Annotated in this window: 20 protein-coding genes; 3 read left to right on the forward strand and 17 right to left on the reverse strand. The window is 66.8% G+C overall.

What is annotated here, in order from left to right; translation table 11 throughout:
• The first annotated feature begins 36 nt into the window (after nt 1-36).
• Together cysK and R0382_RS05260 are read left to right on the forward strand one after the other, a co-directional pair.
• Nucleotides 37-969 (forward strand): cysteine synthase A, encoded by a 933-nt coding sequence (cysK, locus tag R0382_RS05255; RefSeq protein ID WP_432722964.1) that lies wholly within the window; start codon nt 37-39, stop codon nt 967-969.
• A gap of 93 nt (nt 970-1,062) precedes the next feature.
• The gene (locus tag R0382_RS05260; protein ID WP_432722966.1) at nt 1,063-1,350 is read left to right on the forward strand and encodes a hypothetical protein; all 288 of its coding nucleotides are present in this window, start codon (nt 1,063-1,065) and stop codon (nt 1,348-1,350) included.
• 4 nt (nt 1,351-1,354) lie between these two features.
• On the opposite strand, the gene R0382_RS05265 is transcribed toward R0382_RS05260, so the two are convergent.
• From R0382_RS05265 to R0382_RS05345, 17 genes are all read right to left on the reverse strand, one after another.
• Complete coding sequence (locus R0382_RS05265; protein WP_432722967.1) at nt 1,355-2,488, reverse strand: M14 family metallopeptidase; 1,134 nt, start codon at nt 2,486-2,488, stop codon at nt 1,355-1,357.
• A gap of 80 nt (nt 2,489-2,568) precedes the next feature.
• Nucleotides 2,569-3,531, reverse strand: a complete 963-nt coding sequence (locus tag R0382_RS05270; protein ID WP_432722969.1) for a Gfo/Idh/MocA family protein — start codon at nt 3,529-3,531, stop codon at nt 2,569-2,571.
• Nucleotides 3,532-3,628: 97 nt separating this feature from the next.
• Nucleotides 3,629-4,330, reverse strand: coding sequence for a glycoside hydrolase family 16 protein (locus R0382_RS05275; RefSeq protein WP_432722971.1), 702 nt, complete (start codon nt 4,328-4,330; stop codon nt 3,629-3,631).
• A 1-nt stretch (nt 4,331) separates the two neighbouring features.
• Nucleotides 4,332-4,973: a methionine biosynthesis protein MetW gene (gene metW, locus R0382_RS05280; protein ID WP_432722973.1), complete on the reverse strand. Its 642-nt coding sequence runs from the start codon at nt 4,971-4,973 to the stop codon at nt 4,332-4,334.
• Nucleotides 4,970-6,130 carry a homoserine O-succinyltransferase MetX gene (gene metX, locus R0382_RS05285; protein WP_432722975.1) on the reverse strand — a complete coding sequence of 387 codons (1,161 nt, stop codon included), beginning with the start codon at nt 6,128-6,130 and terminating at the stop codon, nt 4,970-4,972. The genes metW and metX overlap by 4 nt, the downstream gene beginning before the upstream one ends.
• Before the next feature lie 54 nt (nt 6,131-6,184).
• Nucleotides 6,185-7,216, reverse strand: coding sequence for a glycosyltransferase family 9 protein (locus tag R0382_RS05290; protein WP_432722977.1), 1,032 nt, complete (start codon nt 7,214-7,216; stop codon nt 6,185-6,187).
• Nucleotides 7,213-8,382 carry an O-antigen ligase family protein gene (locus tag R0382_RS05295; RefSeq protein WP_432722979.1) on the reverse strand — a complete coding sequence of 390 codons (1,170 nt, stop codon included), beginning with the start codon at nt 8,380-8,382 and terminating at the stop codon, nt 7,213-7,215. Before R0382_RS05295 ends, R0382_RS05290 begins: the two co-directional genes overlap by 4 nt.
• A complete protein-coding gene (locus tag R0382_RS05300; protein ID WP_432722981.1) occupies nt 8,382-9,431 on the reverse strand; it encodes a glycosyltransferase family 9 protein in 1,050 nt (349 codons plus the stop codon). Before R0382_RS05300 ends, R0382_RS05295 begins: the two co-directional genes overlap by 1 nt.
• 21 nt (nt 9,432-9,452) lie before the next feature.
• Nucleotides 9,453-10,568 (reverse strand): glycosyltransferase, encoded by a 1,116-nt coding sequence (locus R0382_RS05305; protein WP_432722983.1) that lies wholly within the window; start codon nt 10,566-10,568, stop codon nt 9,453-9,455.
• Nucleotides 10,565-11,740 (reverse strand): glycosyltransferase family 4 protein, encoded by a 1,176-nt coding sequence (locus R0382_RS05310; RefSeq protein ID WP_432722985.1) that lies wholly within the window; start codon nt 11,738-11,740, stop codon nt 10,565-10,567. Before R0382_RS05310 ends, R0382_RS05305 begins: the two co-directional genes overlap by 4 nt.
• Nucleotides 11,737-12,870 carry a glycosyltransferase family 4 protein gene (locus R0382_RS05315; protein ID WP_432722987.1) on the reverse strand — a complete coding sequence of 378 codons (1,134 nt, stop codon included), beginning with the start codon at nt 12,868-12,870 and terminating at the stop codon, nt 11,737-11,739. The genes R0382_RS05310 and R0382_RS05315 overlap by 4 nt, the downstream gene beginning before the upstream one ends.
• A complete protein-coding gene (asnB, locus tag R0382_RS05320; protein ID WP_432722988.1) occupies nt 12,867-14,699 on the reverse strand; it encodes an asparagine synthase (glutamine-hydrolyzing) in 1,833 nt (610 codons plus the stop codon). Before asnB ends, R0382_RS05315 begins: the two co-directional genes overlap by 4 nt.
• A gap of 1 nt (nt 14,700) precedes the next feature.
• The gene (locus R0382_RS05325; RefSeq protein ID WP_432722990.1) at nt 14,701-15,669 is read right to left on the reverse strand and encodes a glycosyltransferase family 9 protein; all 969 of its coding nucleotides are present in this window, start codon (nt 15,667-15,669) and stop codon (nt 14,701-14,703) included.
• The gene (locus R0382_RS05330; RefSeq protein WP_432722992.1) at nt 15,666-16,763 is read right to left on the reverse strand and encodes a glycosyltransferase family 4 protein; all 1,098 of its coding nucleotides are present in this window, start codon (nt 16,761-16,763) and stop codon (nt 15,666-15,668) included. Before R0382_RS05330 ends, R0382_RS05325 begins: the two co-directional genes overlap by 4 nt.
• Before the next feature lie 16 nt (nt 16,764-16,779).
• A complete protein-coding gene (locus tag R0382_RS05335) occupies nt 16,780-17,916 on the reverse strand; it encodes a glycosyltransferase family 4 protein (protein WP_432722994.1) in 1,137 nt (378 codons plus the stop codon).
• Nucleotides 17,913-18,998, reverse strand: a complete 1,086-nt coding sequence (gene rfaQ, locus R0382_RS05340) for a putative lipopolysaccharide heptosyltransferase III (protein ID WP_432722996.1) — start codon at nt 18,996-18,998, stop codon at nt 17,913-17,915. Before rfaQ ends, R0382_RS05335 begins: the two co-directional genes overlap by 4 nt.
• A gap of 139 nt (nt 18,999-19,137) precedes the next feature.
• A complete protein-coding gene (locus R0382_RS05345) occupies nt 19,138-20,142 on the reverse strand; it encodes an NAD-dependent epimerase (RefSeq protein WP_432722998.1) in 1,005 nt (334 codons plus the stop codon).
• Nucleotides 20,143-20,224: 82 nt separating this feature from the next.
• On the opposite strand from R0382_RS05345, the gene R0382_RS05350 reads away from it, so the two are divergent.
• The gene (locus R0382_RS05350; RefSeq protein WP_432723000.1) at nt 20,225-20,989 is read left to right on the forward strand and encodes a glycosyltransferase family 2 protein; all 765 of its coding nucleotides are present in this window, start codon (nt 20,225-20,227) and stop codon (nt 20,987-20,989) included.
• Nucleotides 20,990-21,059: the final 70 nt, after the last annotated feature.

Genomic DNA, 21,059 nt, shown 5'->3' on the forward strand with positions numbered 1-21,059 from the left:
GTATGAGTCGCACCCACCTTCGACAGGGAGTTCACCATGAAAATCGCCAACGACGTTACCGCACTGATCGGCAACACGCCGCTCGTCAAACTCAACCGTGTCACCGCCGGCTGCGGCGCGACCATCGTCGCCAAGCTCGAATACATGAATCCGAGCCATTCGGTGAAGGACCGGATCGCCGTGAGCATGATCGACGCCGCCGAAGCCGCCGGCGTGATCAACGCCGACACGACCATCGTCGAGCCGACATCGGGCAATACCGGCATTGGTCTGGCGATGGTGTGTGCGGCGCGCGGCTACAAGCTGGTGCTGACGATGCCGGAAACGATGTCGAAGGAGCGCCGGGCGCTGCTGCGCGGCTACGGCGCCGAGCTGGTGCTGACGCCGGGTCCGGACGGCATGGGCGGCGCGATCGCCAAGGCCCAGGCCATCGTCGACGCCAACGCCAACCACTTCATGCCGCAGCAGTTCGAAAACCCGGCCAACCCGGAAATCCACCGCAAGACCACGGCCGAGGAGCTGTGGAACGATACCGACGGGCAGATCGACATCCTGATCGCCGGCGTCGGCACCGGCGGCACGATCACCGGCGTGTCCGAAGTCATCAAGGCGCGCAAGCCGTCGTTCCAGGCGATCGCGATCGAACCCGATGCCAGCCCGGTGCTGTCGGGCGGCGCCAAAGGCCCGCATCCGATCCAGGGCATCGGCGCCGGCTTCGTCCCGGCGGTACTGAACACCCATGCCTACGATGAAGTGATCCGCGTCACCAACGACGATGCATTCGCCACCGCCAAGGCAATGGCGACGCAGGAAGGCATCCTCTGCGGCATCTCGGCCGGTGCGGCGACATGGGCGGCGATCCAGGTCGCCAAACGGCCGGAAAACGCCGGCAAGCTGATCGCGGTGATCATCCCGTCGTTCGGCGAACGTTATCTGTCGACCAAGCTGTTCGAAGGCCTGACCGACTAAGCGGCTCCGCTCGGCGGCGCCGGGCGGGCTTGCCATCAAGTTGCGGCATTTGCAGTCGATATTGATCGCAAATCGTCTTGAAGGAGTCCCGTCGTGGTCGCCGCCGTCTCGCCGCTCGGATACGAGCACCCCGTTTCCCGCACCGATCCGGTGGCCGCCGTGCACGCGCCGCAATCACGCCAGCTGGCGGCGTATCGGGCGGTCGATCCCGGCTGGAACGGCGTCGAGCGCCGCAGCGGCCACGACCGGCGCAACGGCGAGGAGCGGCGGCAACAGGCGCAAAAAGCGCTGCTCGACACGCGTGGCCGGCAGGACAGGCGTTCACAAGGCCGCCGCGCGACCGATGCGGCCATTGCGACCTCGGTCTCGCTGCGCGTCTGAACAATCAGTCTGCGCGGTTGACCACCGCCCACAGCGGCGCCAGCACCGACGCGCCGAACTGGCGTGAACGCTCGCCGTTCCAGCCGACCTCGGGCACCGGTCGGTCGAAGGTGTCCTTGAACGGCATTTCGATCGTGTAGGCGAGGCAACCGAAGGTTTCGCCGACCCATTTGGTCGCGATCGTCAGCGTATCCGGGCCGAACTTGCCGTTCTCGTAGCCGTGCAGCGTCTGGAAATCGGGGCTGGCCGAGCGCCATACTGCGTTGAACAGCGCTTGCAGCTCGGCCTGCGTGGACGAGAACGACGGAATGTCGTCGCAGCCGGACACGAAGTTGTGCGGAATCGCCTCATCGCCATGGATGTCGAGGAAGACATCGACGCCGGTTTGCTGCATCAGTTCGCGCACCCACAGCACCTCCGGGCTGCGCGCCAGCGACGGTGCACCCCATTCGCGGTTCAGGTTGGCGCCCATCGCATTGGTGCGCAGATTGCCGCGCACGCTGCCGTCCGGGTTCATGTTCGGCACGACGTAGAACACCGCTTTTTCCAGCAGCGCCCGGCCGAGCGCGTTCTGCGTATCGAGCAAGGCCTCGAGGAAGCCTTCGGCGAACCACTCGGCCATGCTCTCGCCCGGATGCTGGCGCGCGGTCAGCCAGACTTTTTGCTTGCCCGGAGTGTCGACGCCGATTTTCAGCGCATCGAAATCATGGCCGTCGGGCGTCACGCCCAGCGGCAGCAGCTCGACCCACGGCGACGCTTCGAGCGCACCGCCGATCAGCTGCTGGTGGCGCTCCCACGAATACGGCTCGAAATAGGCGAACCAGATCGCGTCGTGGCGCGGCGTATGGCGGATCGTCAGCGTCTGGCCATCGAAATCGGTCGGCACACGGAACCAGTTTTCGCGATCGTACGACGCGACCGCTTGGTAATCCGGCCAGCCGTCCGGGTACGCCGAACTTCCCGCATTCTCGATCCGCAGCACGCAATCGGTGTTCTTCGCGCCGGAAACGCGGAAATGGAACCACTGCGTGAACGGCGACGCGTTGTCGGGCCGCAGCGCCAGGCGGACATTGGCCGGATCGCTCGCGTCGACGACGTCGATCGAACCGGAATCGAAATGGCTGCTGATGCGGATCATGCTGGGCTCCCTGGGGCCGATACGGACCGGCCGGATTCTACGCGGCGCCTCGCTGCGGCCGAACGGTAGTAATCGCCGTTTCAGACCTCGAACGGATAGACCACACCGAGACCGGCGCGCGCGGCGTCGATCAGCGTGAGCATCGACCGTGAATGCGCATGGGTGACGATGGGGCTTTCGAGCATGCCGCCCTCGATCAGCGCGCCGAAGTGCGCGGCTTCGTAGTTGAGCCCGCTGCCGATCATCGGCGCGTCGAGCTCGACCTTGCGGCCGTCGGCGTAATGGATCGTCGCACGGACCGGGTTCCACCACTTTTCATGGATCACGATATGTCCGCCGGGGGCGCCGAGCAGCGCGTCACCGCTGCCGGCGAGATCGAGTCCGCAATAGAGCTGGGCGATGCCGCCTTCGTGCCGGACGTTGACGCTGGCGAAGGCGTCGACGCCGCCGTGCAGCCGGCCGAGCACCTGCACCTCCTGCACCGGGCCGAGCCAGTCGACCGCAAGGAAGGCACTGTAGATGCCGATATCGAGCAGGCTGCCGCCGGCCATCTCCGGACGCCACAGCATGTGATCCGCCGGCACGCCGGGATTGGCAAAGCCGGCGCGGACGAAACCGACCGGGCCGATCGGGTCGGCGGCGAGGTGATCGCGCAGCTTGCGGTACAGCGGGTAGAACGGTGGCTTCATCGCCTCCATGAACAGCTTGCCATGCTCGCGCGCGGCGGCAAGAACGCTGTCGAGTTCGGCCACGCTGATCGCCGCCGGTTTCTCGCACAGCACGTGCTTGCCGACAGCGAGCGCCTGGACCGCCAGCCTGGCGTGGCTGGTGTGCGGCGTGGCGATGTAGACCGCATCGACATCGCTGCGCAGCAGCGCTTCGAGCTCGGCGTAGACGGCACCACCGAATTCGCGGGCAAAGGCATCGGCCTTGTCGGTATTGCGGTTCCACACCGCGGTGAGCGTCGCATCGGCGACATGCTCCAGGCCCTGCGCGAAACGGCGGGCGATATTGCCGCAGCCGATCATGCCCCAACGAATCATCTGTTTCTCCTGACGGCCGCCGGGCTCAGCGCGGCAGCCATTTACATACAGTTGTGTTCTTTTATAACCAAAGGCTTTGCCGGTGGTGTACGCGGCGCTAACGCGCGCGCGGCGTGAAGCGAAAAGCGGTCACGACGATCTCGGGCGGCTTGACCTTGGGTTTGCGGCCCTCGAACAGCCAGTAATTGATCATTACCGGCAGCGGCCGCTGCGGGATCATCGCCCGCGGATTGTCCGGCGCGTAACGCCAGCGCGCCAATACGGTCCCACCCTGAGCCACTTCGAAATCGATCGCCGTCGGCTGCCAGTCGAAGCGGAACTGCACCGGGCCGTCGCTCGGCGGGACTTCGAAGCCGTGATGGCCGCGTTGCTTGCTGAACGCGGGGTCGGCCGGCCAGACGGTGAAGTTGCCGTTCGGATGAGCCGGATTACCCCAGCGGGCCAGTTCGACGTCGATCTCGTTGGTGCCGTCGACCGCCGTGCCGTAGCTCGGGTAATTGAAGAAACCGAGCACCAGATCGGGGCCGAGATCGGGCAGTTTTTCGATCTCGAACTCGTAGCGGCCAAAGCCGAGCGACTCGCTCAGCACCGCCTCGGCACAGCTCCACTCGGCGCCGCGTTTGACGATCGCCAGATGCAGCCGGCCCTGTTCGTCCTGCCAGACATTGCCACGGTCAAACTGGTTCGGCCCCGGCCCGCCGTGGCGGCGCTGCGACAGCCAGTTCATCTCGCCAAGTTGCGGTCCGGCGCAGCCGGCCAGCAGTACCGCACACAGCACCGCCAGCCAGCCACGACGCATGTCAGCTCCTTGTTTCGCGCTCGAAACGCACCAGCGCCAGATTGCCCAAGAGATTGGGCATGAACTCGACGCGTCGGCCGTTCGCGAGCACGACGCGGCCGGTGTTCTTCATGCCAAGTTTGATCAATAGCCGATCGAAGTCGTTGACGGTGCAGAAGTGGATATTCGGTGTGTTATACCACTCGTAAGGAATCGTCTCGGAGACCGGCATCCGCCCTTGCAGGATCTGCCAGCGGTTTTCCCAGTAGCCGAAATTCGGGAAGGTGACGATGCCGGTGCGGCCGACGCGCGCCATCTCGGTCAGGATGCCCTCGATGTTGTGCATCGCCTGGATCGTCAGCGACAGCACGACGTAGTCGAAGCTGTCGTCCTCGAACTGCGCCAGCCCGACCTCGAGGTTGCTCTGGATCACGTTGACGCCGCGCGAGATGCAGGCGACGACGCCGTCGACATCGATTTCAACGCCATAGCCGCGCACGTCCTTGTGCGTCGCCAGCCACGACAGCAGGGCGCCGTCGCCGCAACCGAGGTCGAGCACGCGCGCGCCGCGGGCGATCCAGTTGCCGATCTGGTTGAGGTCGGGGCGCAGTTCGGGCGTGCCGGTGGCGGCGCCCTTGATGGCCGGACTGATCGCGGTACTCATGCGCGGGCCTCCTGCGGCAGCGGGTTCACCTCAATGGCAATGCGCGCCAGATAGCCGCGCATCAGCGCGTGGTAGGGCGCGTCCTCCATCAGGAAGGCATCGTGGCCGTGCGCCGACTCGATCTCGGCGTAGCTGACGTCTTTCTTGGCGTCGAGCAGTGCCTTGACGATCTCGCGCGAACGCTCGGGCGCAAAGCGCCAGTCGGTGGTAAACGACACGACCAGGAAGCGTGCCTGCGCCTGGCGCATCGCCTCGGCCAGATCACCGCCGTAGTGCCGCGCCGGGTCGAAATAGTCGAGTGCCTTGGTCATCAAGAGATAGGTATTGGCGTCGAAATAGTCGGAGAACTTGTCGCCCTGATAGCGCAGGTACGATTCGATTTCGAACTCGACGTCATAACCGAACTTGTACTCGCCCGAGCGCAGCAGGCGGCCGAATTTCTCGCCCATGCCGTCGTCACTCAAATACGTAATGTGACCGAGCATCCGCGCCAGTCGCAAGCCGCGGCGCGGCACGGTGTCGTGCTGGTAGAAGTCGCCGCCGTGGAAATCCGGATCGGTGATGATGGCCTGACGCGCGACGTCGTTGAAGGCGATATTCTGTGCCGTCAGCTTCGGCGCCGACGCGATCACCAGCGCATGGCGGACGCGCTCGGGATGCGTGATCGCCCAGCGCAAGGCCTGCATGCCGCCGAGGCTGCCGCCGATGATCGCCGCGAACTGGCGGATGCCGAGCCGGTCGGCCAGCATCGCCTGCGTCTGCACCCAGTCGCCGACCAGCAGCACCGGAAAGCGCGAGCCGTAGGGCTTGCCGGTCTCGGGGTCGAGGCTGGCCGGCCCGGTCGAGCCATGACAGCCGCCGAGGTTGTTGACGCCGATGACGAAGAAACGGTCGGTATCGATCGGCTTGCCCGGGCCGATCATATTGTCCCACCAGCCCGGCGCCTTATCGTCCGGCTGGTGGCGGCCGGCCACGTGATGGTGGCCCGACAGCGCATGGCAGATCAGGATGGCGTTGGACGCATCGGCATTCAGCGTGCCGTAGGTTTCGTAGACTAGCTCGAAGCGCGGCAGGATGGCGCCGCTGGCGAGCTGGATCGGCGCGTCGAAGACCGCGGTTTGCGGCGTGACGAGGCCGACGGAGTGGCGGTCGGGCATGGCGGGCGACAGAGAGGCTAAAGCTGGCAGTCTATCGACCCGGCGCCCCCCCGGCTAGTCGCCGGCACAGCGTTCGCGCAAGCGCCGGTGCGCGGCGAACACGGTCTCGGCATCGAGCGCGTTCACGTCACGCTCCGCGGTCTGCAGAATTTCGTGCGGTACGCCCCAGGGCGCCCATGCCGCGGCATTGCTATTGCCGAACAGCGCGACCACCGGCTTGCCGAGGCCGGCCGCGACATGCATCGCACCGCCGTCTGCGGTAATCACCTGATCGCACAACTGCATCGCCGCCATCAGCTCGTCCAGCGACGTCGTCCGGATCGGCAGCAGCGGCAACCCGTCGCAGGCAGCGGCCAGTTGCGCCGCCTTGTCGTCGTCGCCGGGGTGGCGGGGATCGTCGGCCGCACCGGGTGACCAGAGCAGCACCAGCCGGCACGGGCCGGCGGCCGCGATGCGGGCCGCCAGCGCGGCAAAGCGCTCGACCGGCCAGCGCTGCTTGAGCTTGCGCGCGCTGAGTTGCAGCGCATACACCGGCACGCTGCCATTGAGCCCGTGACGCACGCGCATTGCCGCCACCTGCGCCCCATCGGCAAACAGCCGCAACGGACCCGGCGCCGTATCGATGCCCAGCGGCGCGAGCAGCCGGTGCAGGCGTTCGACCAGATGCTCGCAGCCGAACTCGGGCGCGGTCACCAGATCGGTGATGCTTGGATGCCCCGGCCGACCGTGGTCGCACAAGGCGACGATGCGCTTGGCCCTGGCCAGCGTCGCCCACTGCAAAGGCCGCTTGTCCCACGCCTCCTTGGCGACGACGGCGATGTCATAGCGCGCCCGGCGGATGTCGAGCACCGTGCGGATACGCTCGACGATCACCTGCCACGCCGATTCGCCGGCGTCGCGATGATGGAGCTTCTTGTAGCGATAGACGCGCCCGACGTCGGGATTACCGCTGAGGATCGCCTCGTTGTAGCTGTTGACGAGCACGTCGACCCGCCAGCCCGGTTGCGCGGCAAGCGCCTTGATCAGCGGTGTCGTCAGGATCAGGTCGCCGATATTGTCGCGGCGGATCAACAGCACCCGGGTCATGTTTTGTCACCGAAACGTGCCGACTGCGCCAGCGCGATGCCGGCAAACAGCCCAAGCGGCGCCCACGCCAGCGGCTCGGTCATGCCGAGCACGCCGTAGAAGCCGATCAGGCCGAGCAAGGCCGCCTCGGCCAGATAGTTGCCCTCAGCACTACGGCGCCACAACAGCCAGGCGCTGCGCAGCATGATGGTCAGCAGCAAGGCGGCGCCGGCCAGGCCGGTCGCGAATGCGACTTCAAGCCAGATATTGTGCGGGTGCGTCGCTTCTTTCCAGGCCCAGCTGTCGTGCTTGACCGCTTCGGCGGCAAAGGTTTTGCTGAAATTGGCGTTGCCGTAGCCGTGGCCGAGCAGCGGTTTGTCGGCAATCATCGTCACCGTAGGCATCCACAGCTTGTCGATCCGGCCCGACGAATCGCGCTGCGACATCTTGAACTGCAAGAACTCGTAGGTTTTCGGCGCCAGCGTCTTGGTCGCATAAATCGCGCCAACGGCAGCGCAGGCGGCCACGACGATCAGCGTCAGCAACTGCTTACGGCTCAGGTTTCGCAACGCGAACAGCAGCAGGATCGCCGACATCGTCAACCATGCACCGCGGAAGCCCATGATAACCATCGCCAGCAGCTGAAACAGCAGCAAGGACCCGGCCAGCGCTTTCCACCATCGACCGAGCGGCGCCTTCAACGCCAGCAACAGCATCGGCAGAAAGACCAGGAAGCGAAAGCCGTAGTCTCGCACATAGAGGCGCACTTCCCATTCCCCGTAGTAGCGGTAAAGCTCTCCCACGTACAGCACGGTCGTCAGCGCCGACGCGATCACACCGAGCTTGAGTTGCGTTTTGCCATCGAAGTACGAGCTGATCGCCAGTATCGACAACAGCAGTACCGACGGTGTCAACACGCTGCGCACGTATTCGGTACGGCTATCGGCCCAGCCGTCGATGACGATGATGGACACGGTATTGAGTACGAAATAGACGACCCAGGCGCCAGCCAGCCATGGGTCGACCTTTGGCCGATTACGGTACAGTGCGGCAAGCGACAGCAGCAGCAACAGGCCGAGGCTGGTGTTGCGCAGGCCGGCCAGCGCGGTATTGGCCATCAGCGGCAACAGGATCGTCATCAGCGCCAACAGGCCATAGCCGAGCGGGTCCTTCTTGAGCGCCTGCATCAGACCTCCCTTAGCGTGCGGCGGATCGTCCGCAGCATCAGATCGAAATAATCGTCACGGTCGTACACACCGCAACGCTTGAAGCCGGCCGCGCACTGCCCCGCCTTGGGCAGGTAGTTGCACGGCACACAGGGCATGGCCTTGAAGACGATCTGGCTGGCCGCGCCGGGATGGACCGTATGCACCGGCAGGTCGTGCGACATCGCAGCGATATGACCGTCGGCGAACAGCTGCGCCAGATGCGAGACGAAGCTGTCGACGGTGATCACCGCCGGTGCATGCTTGAGCACGTACAGCACGTCGTTCAGCGATGCGGTGGTTTCACAGGCGATGCCGAGTGCACGGTAGCCATCGATCGTCGGGTCTTCGGGGCTGAAGAAGGCGCGGATGTCGATCCCGGGCAGCGCGGCGATCATCCTCGCCAGAAACGCCGGCGGCATCGTCTGGAATGAGGCGCCGCTCGGAAACACCGCCAGCGTCGGCACCGTCAGCGCCGATCGGTAATCGCCGAGTGCCTTGCCGATATTCGTTTTCAGCACGTCGACGGTCGCGTACAGCGAACGGCCGAGGTCGATTTCGCTGAAGCCGTGATATTCGGCCAGCGGCGCCCACATCTTGATCGCGTAATAATCGGGCGCTTCACGGCGCCAGCGGGTGTTGCCGATCAGGCGCCGGTCGGTCAGCCAGCGCGCCAGCCGCGCGACACCACCCGGGTGCGGATAGCCGGTCGACGCCAGCCGGCGACGCTCGGCAAAGTTGTTGATCCAGTCCGGCCCGAACCAGTTCTTGTACGCCGAACCCAGCGTCGTCTTGGCGGCGCTGGTATAGAAGCGCGGATGTGCCGAACCGTTGCTCTGGTCGATCGGCAGTACCTTCGCCCACGGCAGCAGCGCCTGGATCAGCGGTGCCGCCAGCGAGCGCGGATAACAGATCACGTCGTCGGCAAAGATACCCGGTTTGAGTGCATGCAGCGCCGCCATGCCGTACGCGGCCATGATCGCGTCGCCCTGGCCGCCCTGCATGATGACCGACTTTACTGCTCGTTTCATGAACAACCCTGAGAAATGGACTTAGCCGTGCCCGGCAGCACAATAGTCGTCAAAATCGGCGGCGATACGCGCCCAACCGAAACGCGCGCGCACCATCGCCGTTGACGCAGCAATCACGGCATTGCGTTGCGGCGCGTCGAGCGCACGCAGGATATCGCCAGCCAGCCCGGTCGCGTCAAGCGGATCGCCGATCAGGAAGCCGGTTTCGCCATCGATCAGGTATTCGGGCATGCCGCCGCGCCGCGACGCCAGCACCGGTACGCCGGCGGCCATCGCTTCGATCGCGACCATGCAGAACGGTTCTTCGAACAGCGACGGCACGACGACCAGATCGGCAGCGCGGTAGGCGGCGAGCATCGCTTCGGGCGGCAGCGAACCGGCAAACACGCCGTCACCGAGCCGGCCGACCGCATCGCGGACGCGCCGTACATAGGCCGCACGCTGGCCGTTGAGCTTTGCCGGATCGCTTTCGCCGACCAGCAGCAGCCGGCAGCGCGCCGCCAGCTCGGGCGAGGCCAGAAAAGCTTCGGCCAGCGCCAGCGCGCCCTTTTCCTCGGAAAAGCGCCCGGCGAACAGCACCGTCCGCTTGGCACTCGCCGGCACGTCCAGCGCCGGTCCGGGCTGGGCGCACGCATCAAGGTCGACGCCATTGCCGATCACGCGGATATCCTGCGCCTTGCTGTTGCGAGCATACCAGTCCCGCAGGTAGCGGCTCGGCACGACCAGCCGGTCGGCGGCGGTCAGCTCACCCGCCGGCTGCTCGTTGTGCATGTGCAGGACCAGCGGCAGGTCGCGGGCCCGGCGCTTGATCTCGGCATAGGTCGAGATCGAATTGTGCACATAGACCAGTTCGGCGTCGTGGCGACGCGCCTGCGCCAGCACGCGATCGGCGTAGCCATGCGGATCGAGCTTGGTCCATTTCTGGAACAATCGCTTGTAGGCGCGGCCGATCTGCACCCGGTGGATGCGCAGCCGCTCGGAAACCCGCTCATCGATGGCATAACCGGGCTGGTGGGTGCAGGCGATCAGCAGCTCGTGGCGCGAACGCAGGCCGACCTGGTACATCCACCATTCGACCGCGGCGCTGTGCCGTGGCGGCACCGGATGAATCGGTGCGCAGGTCATCAATACCTTCACGCACCGGCCCCGATCGTCGTGTCGATCGCGTCGGCGATACGCCGCGCCCTCGCCTCCCAGCTGTACTGCAACGCCAGCTGGCGCGCGTTTGCCGCAAGCCGGGCCGCCGTGTCGGGCTGGGCCAGCAAGGCATTGATGCCGTCGGCCATCGCCGTGGCCGACGCCGGTGCAACCAGCCAGCCGGATTCGCCGTGGCGCAGCACCTCGCGGATCGATGGCAGGTCGGCAACGACGATGGGCTTGGCCAGCGCCATGTATTCGAACAGCTTCAGCGGCGAGGTATAGCGGCTGGCGATGCTGGTTTCGGTCAAGGGCAGCAGGCAGACATCGTGTTCGGCGATCAGCGCGAAACGCTTGGCCGGCGCGATCGCGCCGACGAAATCGATCTTGCCGCTGACGCCGAGCGAGGCCGCCTGCGCGCGCAATTCGTCGACGCGCTCGGCGTTGCCGCCGGCAATCGTCAGCCGGGCAGCGTCGACATGCTGCATCGCCTCGATCAGCGTCGGCACGCCCTTCCACGGATGCAGGCTGCCCAGGTAGAGCAGCCGGGCCGGCGTTTGCGGCGCCCATGGCGAGTCGGTGAACGCGGCATTCGCCGCGGTCAGATCGACGCCGTCGGCTGCAACCCAAGCCGGCGTGGTCACCGCGTAGTCGCGGCGCAGATCGTCGATCAGCAACTGCGTCAGCGCGAACAGCCCGGCGGATTTTGCATAAACATCCGCTTCGCGCCGGCGCAGCGTCGCGTATTTGGCCGCGGCCTTGCCGGCGAGCGCCGGGTGATCCTCGCGGTAGGTCTGCGCAAAAATCTCGTGCGTTTCGAAGAACAGCTTCACGCGGGGGCAATGCGTCAGCAGGTAGTCGGCCAGCTTCAGATTGCGCACGAACACCGCGTCGACGCGATGGCGCCTGAGCCAACGCACCGCCTGCAGGAAGAACGGCAGATTGCTGTTGACCGGAAAGAACCAGCGCCGGCGCCAGTCGATCTGCGGATGCAGGATCACCCCGGCAGCCAGCGGCCGGCCAAGAATCGCCTGCGTGTCGAATGTCGCCGTCGGCGTCACCAGATCGACCATCACGCCGACCCGCGCCAGCGCATCGACGTTCTGCAGGATCTGCAAGGCTTCGACGTCGCCGCCGGGCACCGGATGCGGATCGATGTAGGCGAGTCTCATGCCCGCGCTCCGGCCGGCTTGCCAGCCTGTTCCAGCGCCGCCAGCAAGCGCTGCGCCGATTGTGTCCACGTGTACTGGGTGGCGATGCGTTCGCGCGCGCATTCGCCGATCGCGCGGCCGCGGTCGGGCTGCGCCAACAGCGTGCGCACGGCCGCCGCGATCGCCGCCGCGTCACCGGGGCTGACGAGCACGCCGCAGCTGCCCTCGTTGCCGACGACCTCGGGAATCCCGCCGATGTGGCTGGCGATCACCGGCAGCCCGCAGGCCATCGCCTCGGCGATGGTGATGCCGAAAGCCTCGTCGCCGATGCTCGGAAACACGCCGGCATCGGCCGCCGCATACCAGCTTGGCAGTGCCGCATGCGGCTGCGCGGGCACGAACAGCACCTGCTCGGCCACGCCGAGCCGCTGCGCCTGCGCTTGCAGCTCGGCCAGCGCATCGCCACCGCCGATCAGCAGCAGCCGCGCCTTGACGTCGGCGAGTTGCGCCAGCGCATCGATCGCCACACGCAGCCCCTTCCAGCCGACCAGCCGGCCGGCGAAAGCGAGCACGAATTCGTCGGCGCCGATGCCGAGTTCGGCGCGCTTGGCCTCACCCGCCAGCGGGCGGAAATGCTCGACGTCGACGCCGTTGTAGATCACCTGCGGAAAGCGTTTGTAGTGGTGCTGCAGCTGCCAGGCATTGAAATGGCTGCACGCCATCCATGCGTCGATGCGACGCGCGAGCTTGCGGTCGCCACGGAAGAAATCGGTGCCGCCGCTCATGAAGGCGAAGCGGGTCTTGCTGCCCTTGGGCATCAAGAGCGGCCAGAAGAAGTCGAACGGCTTGGTCAGCACGACCCAATCGAGTTCGAACGCCGCGACCGTCTGCTTGGCGTTGCGCGCCAGGCTGTAGCGTTCGGCCAGCCGGCGGAAGCGGCTGCCGAAGTTCGGAAAACGCTCGCGCGAACGGAAGCCAAAGGTGTGCACGCGCACGTCGCGGCCACCGAGATCCGGACGGATGTCGCCGTTGCCGCCGATCACGTGGACCTCGTGGCCGAGATCGGTCAGCGCCGCGGCCAGCTGCCACACGGCGGTCTGCACGCCGCCAAACGACACCGTCGCGGTGACGTCGATAAAGCCGATTTTCATCGCAGTTCCGTATTCAGTTGCTTCAGTTGCGCCAGCGATGCATCGAGCATCAGCAGTTGCAAGACCTGCTCGGCGTAGCGCGTATTGCCACCGCGATACGCGGCAACCAGCGTATCGACGGCGCTGGCGGCGAGCAAGCCATCGCTGTTTGCAGTCAATCGCGCACCAAGTCCGGCGTAGCGATCGGCCAGATCGGTCTGCAGCCAGTGCGTCAGCGGCGGATTGAAGCCGCGCTTTTTCTGCAGGAAGGGGTTGAGCGCATCGGGCAGGCCGGCGATTGCCGGCGCCAGCAGCTGCTTGGCCGGGTCGGTGAAGCGCCGGTCCGCCGGCTGCGCCAGCACGCTGGCAACGAATAGGTGATCGAGCAGCGGCGCGCGGCCTTCTAGCCCGTGCGCCATGGTCACGAGGTCAGCCTTGCGCAGGATGTATTCGGGCAGATAGTTGGCCAGATCGCGGTTCAGCAGCGATTCGACCGGGCTCGCCGCCGGCACGCCGTCGCGCCAGTAATGCGGCCGCGCCGGCAGGGTCGGCATCAGCGCGGCGCGCTGCTGCGGACTGAAACCGGAGAAACGCAGGCTGTAGGCGTCGCCCCACGCGAGGCCGGCTTCCTGCGCCAACTTGTTGCGGCCGAGCACGTCGGGCTTGTACGGCAGCGGCAACCTGAAACCACCGCGCCAGCTCGAGCGCAGGTGTTGGCGGTAGCGCTTGTAACCGGCGAACAGTTCGTCACCGCCGTCGCCGCACAGCACGACCTTGACCTGCTCGCTGGTGGCGCGCGACAGATACCACATCGGCAGCGCCGACGGATCGGCGAACGGCTCGTCGAGCGTCGCGACGATCTCGTCGAAATCGGCGGCGATCGTGTTCGGCACCTCGATCCTTTCGTGCCGCAGGCCCAGATGTTTGGCGATGCCGGCGGCCGCGTCGGATTCGTCGAGCGTGCTGCCGGCAAACGCCGCGGTATAGGTGCTCAGGTCCTTGTGGCCCTGCGCGGCGAGCCGGCTGGCGATGACGACCGAATCGACGCCGCTCGACAGGAAGACGCCGACCGGCCGGTCGGCGACGGTACGCAGACCGATCGCCTCGTCGAGCAAGGCCAGCGGTTCGCCGGCCCCCGCTTCGGGCTGCCAGTAGGCGCGGTTTTCAAGCTTGCCGCCGTCCATGTCGTAGCGGAGCAGATGGCCGTTCTCGAGCCGGCGCAGGCCGCCGAAAATCGTTCGCGGCGCCGGGATATAGCGGTGCGCCAGGTAGGCGGCAAGACCGTCGGCGTCGAGCTGGCGCGCGGCGGCCGGCACCAGCGGCAGCACCGCGCGCACCAGCGAGCCGAAGGCGAAGCGGCCGTCGTCGCCGTGATGATAGATCAGCGGTTTGAGGCCGAGCCGGTCGCGCGCCAGCCAGACGGTGCGGGTGCGCCAGTCGACGATAGACAGCGCGAACATGCCGCGCAGCTTGGGCAACAGTGCCTCGAAGCCCCAGCGCTCGTAGCCGCGCAGGATGAATTCGGTGTCGGAGCGGGTGTTGAACACGACGCCGTCACGCGCCAGTGCCGCCGCATCGTCCTCCCAGCCGTAAACCTCGCCGTTGTAACAGATCCAGATGTCGCCGGCGTCGTTGCGCATCGGCTGGTCGGCCTCGGGACGCGGATCGCGGATCGACAAGCGCCGGTGCAGCAGGCCGTATTCGGCATCGCCGTCGCTGCGGCTGCCGTCACGGCGCCAGCCGATCACGTGCGCGGCGTCGGGGCCACGGCGGCGCAGGGCGTCGATCGCCGCGTCGATGGCGGTCCTCGGCAGGGTGTCGGGCAGGAAGAAACCGGCGATGCCGCACATATCAGGCGTCTCCGAGTCGTTTTTGTACGGCAGCCCAGACGGTATCGACGGTAATGTCGGCCATCGGTGCATCGCGGCGCGCGCCCTCGCCGGCGTCCGGGTGCTCGAGCACCGTCAGCGCCGGATGCTGCAGCGGCGCGAGCAGGTATCCCGGGTGGAAGGCGTGGTACATCGCAACCATCGGCACGCCGAGCGCGCCGGCCAGATGCGTCGGGCCGGTATCGACGCCGACGTAGAGCGCCAGCCGCGCCATGATTGCGGCGTTCTCGCGCATCGTCACCGTGCCGGCAAGCACGCTGACGCGCGCCGAAGCAAGTTCGGCTTCGAGCTTCAGCGCCGCATCGCGGCCTTCGGGGCCGCCGAGCAACACCAGCTGCATATCGGGATAGGTGGCGAGCAGGCGCCGGGCCAGCTCGGCAAAATGCGCCAGCGGCCAGTCGCGGTAGGCCTTGGCCGGAAAGCTCTGCAGCTGCAGGCCGACCAGCCGCCGACCGGCGACCCACGCGTCGGCCCTGGCGGCCTCGACCGGCGTCACCGTATACGCCAGTCGCCAGTCGTCGACGGTCAGGCCCAGCGGGTCGAGCAGCATCGCGCGCTCGGGCTGTGCCGGCGTCGGCACGGTCGGTGGCGGCACCAGCGTGACGTTCGCCGCCGCCGCGCCCGAACCGAAGGCAATCACCTTGCGCGACACGCGCGCGGCGTAATCGATGAACTCGCGATCGTCGCCGTAAACCAGCGCCAGATCGTAGCGCCGCAGCCCGAAGCGGCCACGCCACGGCGCGCCGCGCTTGGAAAGCGTGCCGAGCTTGTCGATGCAGGGCAGGTGTTCGAGCACCTCGGCGCGGCGGTGATGCGCCAACACCGTCAGCTCGGCATCCGGGTAGGCGGCCTTGAGCCGGCGCAGCACCGGCGTCACCAGCAGCGTGTCGCCGAAGCGCGCGACGACGATGACGAGGACGCGGTTGATCATTTCGCCATGGCGGCGCCGAACACCGCCTCCATCCGGTCGAGCATGCGCTCGAGGCCGAAGGTCGCGCGGGCGTGCGCCAGGCCGTTCGAGGCATAGCGCTGGCGTTGCGCGGCGTCGCCCATCAGCGCGGCCAGCGCCTCGGTCAGCGCCTTGGCGTCCTGCGGCGGCACCAGCGTGCCGGTCTGGCCGTCGAGCACCGCCTCGGCGATCGCGCCGACCGGGGTGCTGACGACCGGCAGGCCGCAGGCCATCGCCTGCATGATGCCCTGTGGCACGCCCTCGTTGCCGTACGACGGCAAGGTGAACAGGTCCATCGACGCAAGCCAGTCGGGCACATCGTCGCGATTGCCAGCGAAGACGACATTGGTCCAGCCCGCCTCGGCAACACGGCGTTCGAGGTTCTGCCGCTGCGGGCCATCGCCGACGATCACCAGCTGCCAATCGGGGAAGCGTTCGGTCAGCGCCGGCCACGCGTCGAACAGATAGCCGTGGCCCTTCCAGTTGCGCAAGGTCGCGAGGATGCCCAGCGTCGGCTTGTCGGCCAGGCCGAGCCTGGCGCGCGCGGCGCTGCGGCTCAGCGGCGGCGTGAAGCGCTCGAGGTCGACGCCGGTCGGAATCGACGTCATCCGGTTCAGCGGAAAACCGTTGTCGCGGTTCAGCGTCTTGCGCAGCCGCTCGCCGGTGGTGACGATATGGCGCGTCGCGGTCAGATAGAGCCAGCGCGTCGTCGCGCTCTTGTTGATGTCGGTCGACACATGGCGGGTGCGCACCGTCGGCGGCATGCCGGACAGCGTCGCACCGGCGACGGCGACGAGCCAGGCGTCGGTCGAGCTGTGCGTGTTGATCACGTCGAATTCGTGCTTGTGCTGCGCCAGCCAGCCACGCATCGCCCGCAGGCTGCCGATGCGTTTTTTCTCGATCGGCAGCGCCACCGCCGGGATGCCGCGTTCGCGCGCGGCCGGATAGATGTTCGAATTCGGGCAGGCGAGGATGGTCACCTGGTGGCCGCGAGCGAGCATGCCGGCGGCCTCGGTCAGGATGCGGATTTCCTGGCCGCCCCAGCCGCATGATGATTCGGTATGCAGAATGCGCATCGGTAGACGATTCTCTTCAGGTATCGGCCAGCAGGCGGGCATAGAGCGCTTCCAGCTCGCCAGCCATGCGGGCCAGGGTATGGGGTTCGGCGGTGTTGCGCGCCGCGGCGCGCAAGTCAGGCCAGTCGGCACGACGCGCCAGCCACGCGCCGATGGCGCTGCCGTAACCGTCGATGTCGAGCGCGTCGTTGATCCAGCCGTTCTCGCCCTCGGTGATCCACTCGGCCGCGCCGCACATCGGGCTGGTGAACACCGGCAGCCCCGAGGCAAAGGCTTCGACGCAGACATTCGGGAACGGGTCGTACAAGGTCGGCAGGATCAGCGCGTCGGCCGCGCCGTAGACCGGCTTGACGTCGTTGAGGCCGCCGAGGAAACGCACCCGGTCGGCAATGCCGAGATCGTCGGCCTGCTTGCGGTAGCGCTTGGCGTGCTTGTCGTCACCGGCGATCACGAGGTAGACGCCGGGATGGGGCACGATGGCGGCCAGCGCCGTCGCCACGCCCTTGCGCGCAAAACCCGAGCCGACATAGGCCAGCAGCGGCGCGTCCTGCGGCACCTGCCATGCGTCGCGCATCGCCGCGCGATGGCGGACCAGATCCGGATGGAAGAGATCGGTATCGACGCCGTTGTAGATCAGTTCGAGCTTGTGGTCGGGCACGGCGAAGCGGTCGGCGATCTCGTCGCGCACCAGCTTGGAATTGCAGATCACCGTTTTCAGCGCCGGATGCGCGAACATCTGCGCCTCGGCCTGACACACATAGCTGTGGTAGGGGCTCAGGAAGCGGATCAGCCTGGCCGACAGGCCCTGCACGCGCGACAGCTGTTCGAGCCAGACCGCGTGGACGCCGTCACCGGCGCGGAAGATCGTCGCACCGGGAATGCGTTCGTGGCTCTGCACCAGATCGAAATCACCGAAGCGCTTCTGCGCCGCGCGGGCAAAACCGCGGTCGCGACCGAGCCGGCCCGAATAACGCGGATTGATCGTTTCGCTGTGCCAGTCGCTATTGCCCTGCTGCCATTGCCGCGCCAGCAAGGTCACGTCGAGCGCACCGCGACCGGCGAGCGCATCGAGCGCGCGCGCGACGAAGCGCTCGGCGCCGCCGTGCGGGTTGTACTTCTGCCGGACGATGGCCAGCTTGATCGGCGCGGTCAACGGCCCACCTCGCGACCGACCTCGGCCAGCAGCGCGTCGAGCTCGGCAAGCACGCGTTCGGGCGTGATCGCGGTCAGGCAGTCGCTGACCTTGCTGCCGCCACAGCCGTCCTGGCCACAGGGGCGGCAGCTGAACGGCTCGGTGATCAAGCGGTGCGGCGAACGCCACGGCCCCCATTCGATGTCGCCCGACGGGCCGAACAGCGCCACCGCCGGCGTCTGCACCGCCGCCGCCAGATGCATCGGTACCGAATCGACGCCGACGAAGGCGCGCGCGTCGGCAATCAGCGCACCCAGTTCCTTCAGCGACAGCTGGCCCGACAGATCGACCACCGGCCGCGTCAGTCTGGCCTTGAGCTGGGCAATCCAGTCGAGCTCGGCCTGGCTCGGCGCCGCCGACAGCACGACGGTATCGCCGCGCGCGGTCAGCGCATCGATCAGCGCGGCGACGTGCGCGACCGGCCAGGTCTTGAACAGCCAGCGCGAGGTCGGGTGGACCAGGATGTAGCCGCCGCGGGCGACGCCGTGCTCGGCGAGCTTGGTCCGGACCGCGGTCTCGGCGTCGGCGCCGGCGACGAAGCGCAGCGCCTTGCTCGCGTCGGACGGCTGGATGCCGATGCGCCGGAGCGCGTCGAGATGAATGTCGACCGTATGCCGGCGGTTGCCGCCGACGACCGGATAGCGGGCCGTGAACGATTTCGCCCACGTCTTGTTGGCGCGCTTGCCGTTCTTCTTCACGTTGGGTGCGACCGACACTCGCGGCTTCAGCAAACGCGCCAGCCGTGCACCATGCCAGTGATCGGTCAGGTGGACGATCAGGTCGTAATCGCGCGACTTCAGTGCCTTGTACAGGCCCCAGTAGCGCGACAGCTGCGCCAGCGGGCCGAGCTTGCGCCAGTCGCGGCCTATCGTATGCACGGTATGGGCGTGCGGATGCAGCGTCAGCATCTCCTGCGTGTCCGAGTACACCAGTGCATCGATCTCGATGCCCGGATGCGCCTCGGCCAGCGTGCTGAACACCGGCCCGGTCAGCAGCACGTCGCCGTGGTGGCGCAGCTTGATGACGAGTGCGCGCTTGAACAAACCGGCAGCTTGATCGTCGCGAACGGGCGCGGGACCGGAAGCCCGGTGCGCAGCAACCGGAACGGACGCGGATCCACGAGGATTGCGAGCACCGCGCGACGCCGCACCGGGCTCGTGCAGCAGATCAGGCGGCTGGTTTTCAGACACCGTGGTAATCCTTGAACCACGTCACAAAGCGCTTCAGACCTTCATCGAGCGAGATCCGTGCGACCGGGCCGACGATGGCTTCGAGTTTGCGGGTATCGGCCGAGGTTTCGACCACGTCGCCGTCCTGCATCGGCAGGAAGTTCTTGTTGGCGGTGATGCCGAGGTGTTTTTCCAGCGTGGCGATGAAATCCATCAGCGGCACCGGGTTGTTGCCGCCGATATTCAGGATCCGGTACGGCGCCCAGCTGGTGCTCGGCTGCGGCTGCATCACGTCGAAAGCCGGATCGGGCCGGGCCGGATTGGCGAGCAGCCCTTCGACGCCGGCGACGATTTCGTCGATATAGGTGAAGTCGCGACGCATCTGGCCGTGGTTGTAGACGTCGATGGTCTCGCCGCGAACGATCTTCTGCGCGAACTTGTAGTACGCCATGTCCGGCCGGCCCCACGGGCCGTAGACGGTGAAGAAGCGCAGGCCGGTGACCGGCAGACCGTACAGATGGGCGTAGCTGTGCGCCATCAGCTCGTTGGCGCGCTTGGTCGCCGCGTAGAAGCTGACCGGATGATCGGCCGCGTCGGTCTCGGCGAACGGCAGCTTGCGGTTGCCGCCGTAGACGCTGGACGAGCTGGCGAAGATCAGCTGGCCGACCTTGCCGTGGCGACAGCCTTCGAGCACATGGGTGAAGCCGACGAGATTGGCGTCGCTGTACGCCAGCGGCGCTTCGATCGAGTAACGCACGCCGGCCTGCGCAGCCAGATGCACGACCGCGTCGTAGCCGCCATCACGGATCAGCGCGACCGAAGCCGGATCGGCCAGATCGTGTTCGGCAAACGAAAACCCGGCGTGCGGCGTCAGCTGCGCCAGCCGCGCGCGCTTGAGCGCCGGATCGTAATAGCTGTTGATGCTGTCGATGCCGTGGACGGTATGGCCGGCGGCCAGCAGGCGCTGGCTCAGGTGCAGGCCGATAAATCCGGCTGCGCCGGTAACGAGTATGTTCATCTGGGTAACCGCGTGAGGGGCCGGGCTTGTGGATGCACCGGCGTTTGTCCGATTATATCCAGTTTTCAGCCGCGCCTTATCCATGCTGCAAGCTACCCTGGGCGTCGCCCTGATTACCAAGAATGCCGAAACGCGGCTGGCCGAGTGCCTGTCGGCGCTGGCGTTCGCCGACAAGATCGTCGTGCTCGACTCGGGCAGCAGCGACGCCACCGTGCAAATTGCCGAAGCGCACGGCGCCACCGTCGCGGTGTCCGAAGGCTGGCCGGGCTTCGGCGTCCAGAAGAACCGCGCGGTCGCGATGCTGGCCACCGACTGGGTGCTGCTGATCGACGCCGACGAGGTCGTCACGCCGGAACTCGCCGACTCGATCCGCGCCGCGATCGCCGCGCCGACGGCCGACGTCTACCGGCTGAACCGGCTGTCGAGCTTCTGCGGCCACTGGATGCGCCACTCGGGCTGGTATCCGGACTGGATTCCGCGATTGTTCAAGCGCGGCGGCGCGCGTTTTTCCGACGATCTGGTGCACGAACGGCTGGTGTTCGACGGCCCGGCCGCGGCGCTCGCCGGCACCTTGCTGCACTACTCGTACGAAACCCACGCCGACGTACTCAGGAAGCTCGACGCCTATTCGGAGGCCGGCGCGCAGCAACGCCACGCGCGCGGCGAGACCGCCACGGTAGCCAAGGCCGTCGGCCGCGGGCTGTGGGCCTTCGTGCGCACCTATATCGTCAAGCGCGGCTTTCTCGACGGCGCCGCCGGCTTCCAGGTCGCCGTGTTCAACGCCGAAACCGTCTACTACCGCTTTCTCAAGCTGACCGCGCTCAACCGAGGTGACCGCGCAAAGTAAGCAGCCCGTTCAGTTGGCGAGCGAGCCAAAGCAGCCTGGCCGCGCTCGGAGCGCAGAAACCGGAATGGGC

It is taken from the genome of Jeongeupia wiesaeckerbachi (assembly GCF_050916355.1).
Taxonomy (GTDB): domain Bacteria; phylum Pseudomonadota; class Gammaproteobacteria; order Burkholderiales; family Chitinibacteraceae; genus Jeongeupia; species Jeongeupia wiesaeckerbachi.

Excerpts from the sequence above, each read along its gene's own strand:
- R0382_RS05300 (WP_432722981.1), bottom strand. The coding sequence starts at position 9,431 with ATGAAACGAGCAGTAAAGTCGGTCATCATGCAGGGCGGCCAGGGCGAC.
- cysK (WP_432722964.1), top strand. The coding sequence starts at position 37 with ATGAAAATCGCCAACGACGTTACCGCACTGATCGGCAACACGCCGCTC.
- R0382_RS05345 (WP_432722998.1), bottom strand. The coding sequence starts at position 20,142 with ATGAACATACTCGTTACCGGCGCAGCCGGATTTATCGGCCTGCACCTG.
- R0382_RS05315 (WP_432722987.1), bottom strand. The coding sequence starts at position 12,870 with ATGAAAATCGGCTTTATCGACGTCACCGCGACGGTGTCGTTTGGCGGC.
- R0382_RS05275 (WP_432722971.1), bottom strand. The coding sequence starts at position 4,330 with ATGCGTCGTGGCTGGCTGGCGGTGCTGTGTGCGGTACTGCTGGCCGGC.
- asnB (WP_432722988.1), bottom strand. The coding sequence starts at position 14,699 with ATGTGCGGCATCGCCGGTTTCTTCCTGCCCGACACCCTGCCGAGGACC.
- R0382_RS05265 (WP_432722967.1), bottom strand. The coding sequence starts at position 2,488 with ATGATCCGCATCAGCAGCCATTTCGATTCCGGTTCGATCGACGTCGTC.
- R0382_RS05330 (WP_432722992.1), bottom strand. The coding sequence starts at position 16,763 with ATGCGCATTCTGCATACCGAATCATCATGCGGCTGGGGCGGCCAGGAA.
- R0382_RS05295 (WP_432722979.1), bottom strand. The coding sequence starts at position 8,382 with ATGCAGGCGCTCAAGAAGGACCCGCTCGGCTATGGCCTGTTGGCGCTG.
- metX (WP_432722975.1), bottom strand. The coding sequence starts at position 6,130 with ATGCCCGACCGCCACTCCGTCGGCCTCGTCACGCCGCAAACCGCGGTC.
- R0382_RS05325 (WP_432722990.1), bottom strand. The coding sequence starts at position 15,669 with ATGATCAACCGCGTCCTCGTCATCGTCGTCGCGCGCTTCGGCGACACG.
- R0382_RS05350 (WP_432723000.1), top strand. The coding sequence starts at position 20,225 with ATGCTGCAAGCTACCCTGGGCGTCGCCCTGATTACCAAGAATGCCGAA.
- R0382_RS05310 (WP_432722985.1), bottom strand. The coding sequence starts at position 11,740 with ATGAGACTCGCCTACATCGATCCGCATCCGGTGCCCGGCGGCGACGTC.
- metW (WP_432722973.1), bottom strand. The coding sequence starts at position 4,973 with ATGAGTACCGCGATCAGTCCGGCCATCAAGGGCGCCGCCACCGGCACG.
- R0382_RS05290 (WP_432722977.1), bottom strand. The coding sequence starts at position 7,216 with ATGACCCGGGTGCTGTTGATCCGCCGCGACAATATCGGCGACCTGATC.
- R0382_RS05270 (WP_432722969.1), bottom strand. The coding sequence starts at position 3,531 with ATGATTCGTTGGGGCATGATCGGCTGCGGCAATATCGCCCGCCGTTTC.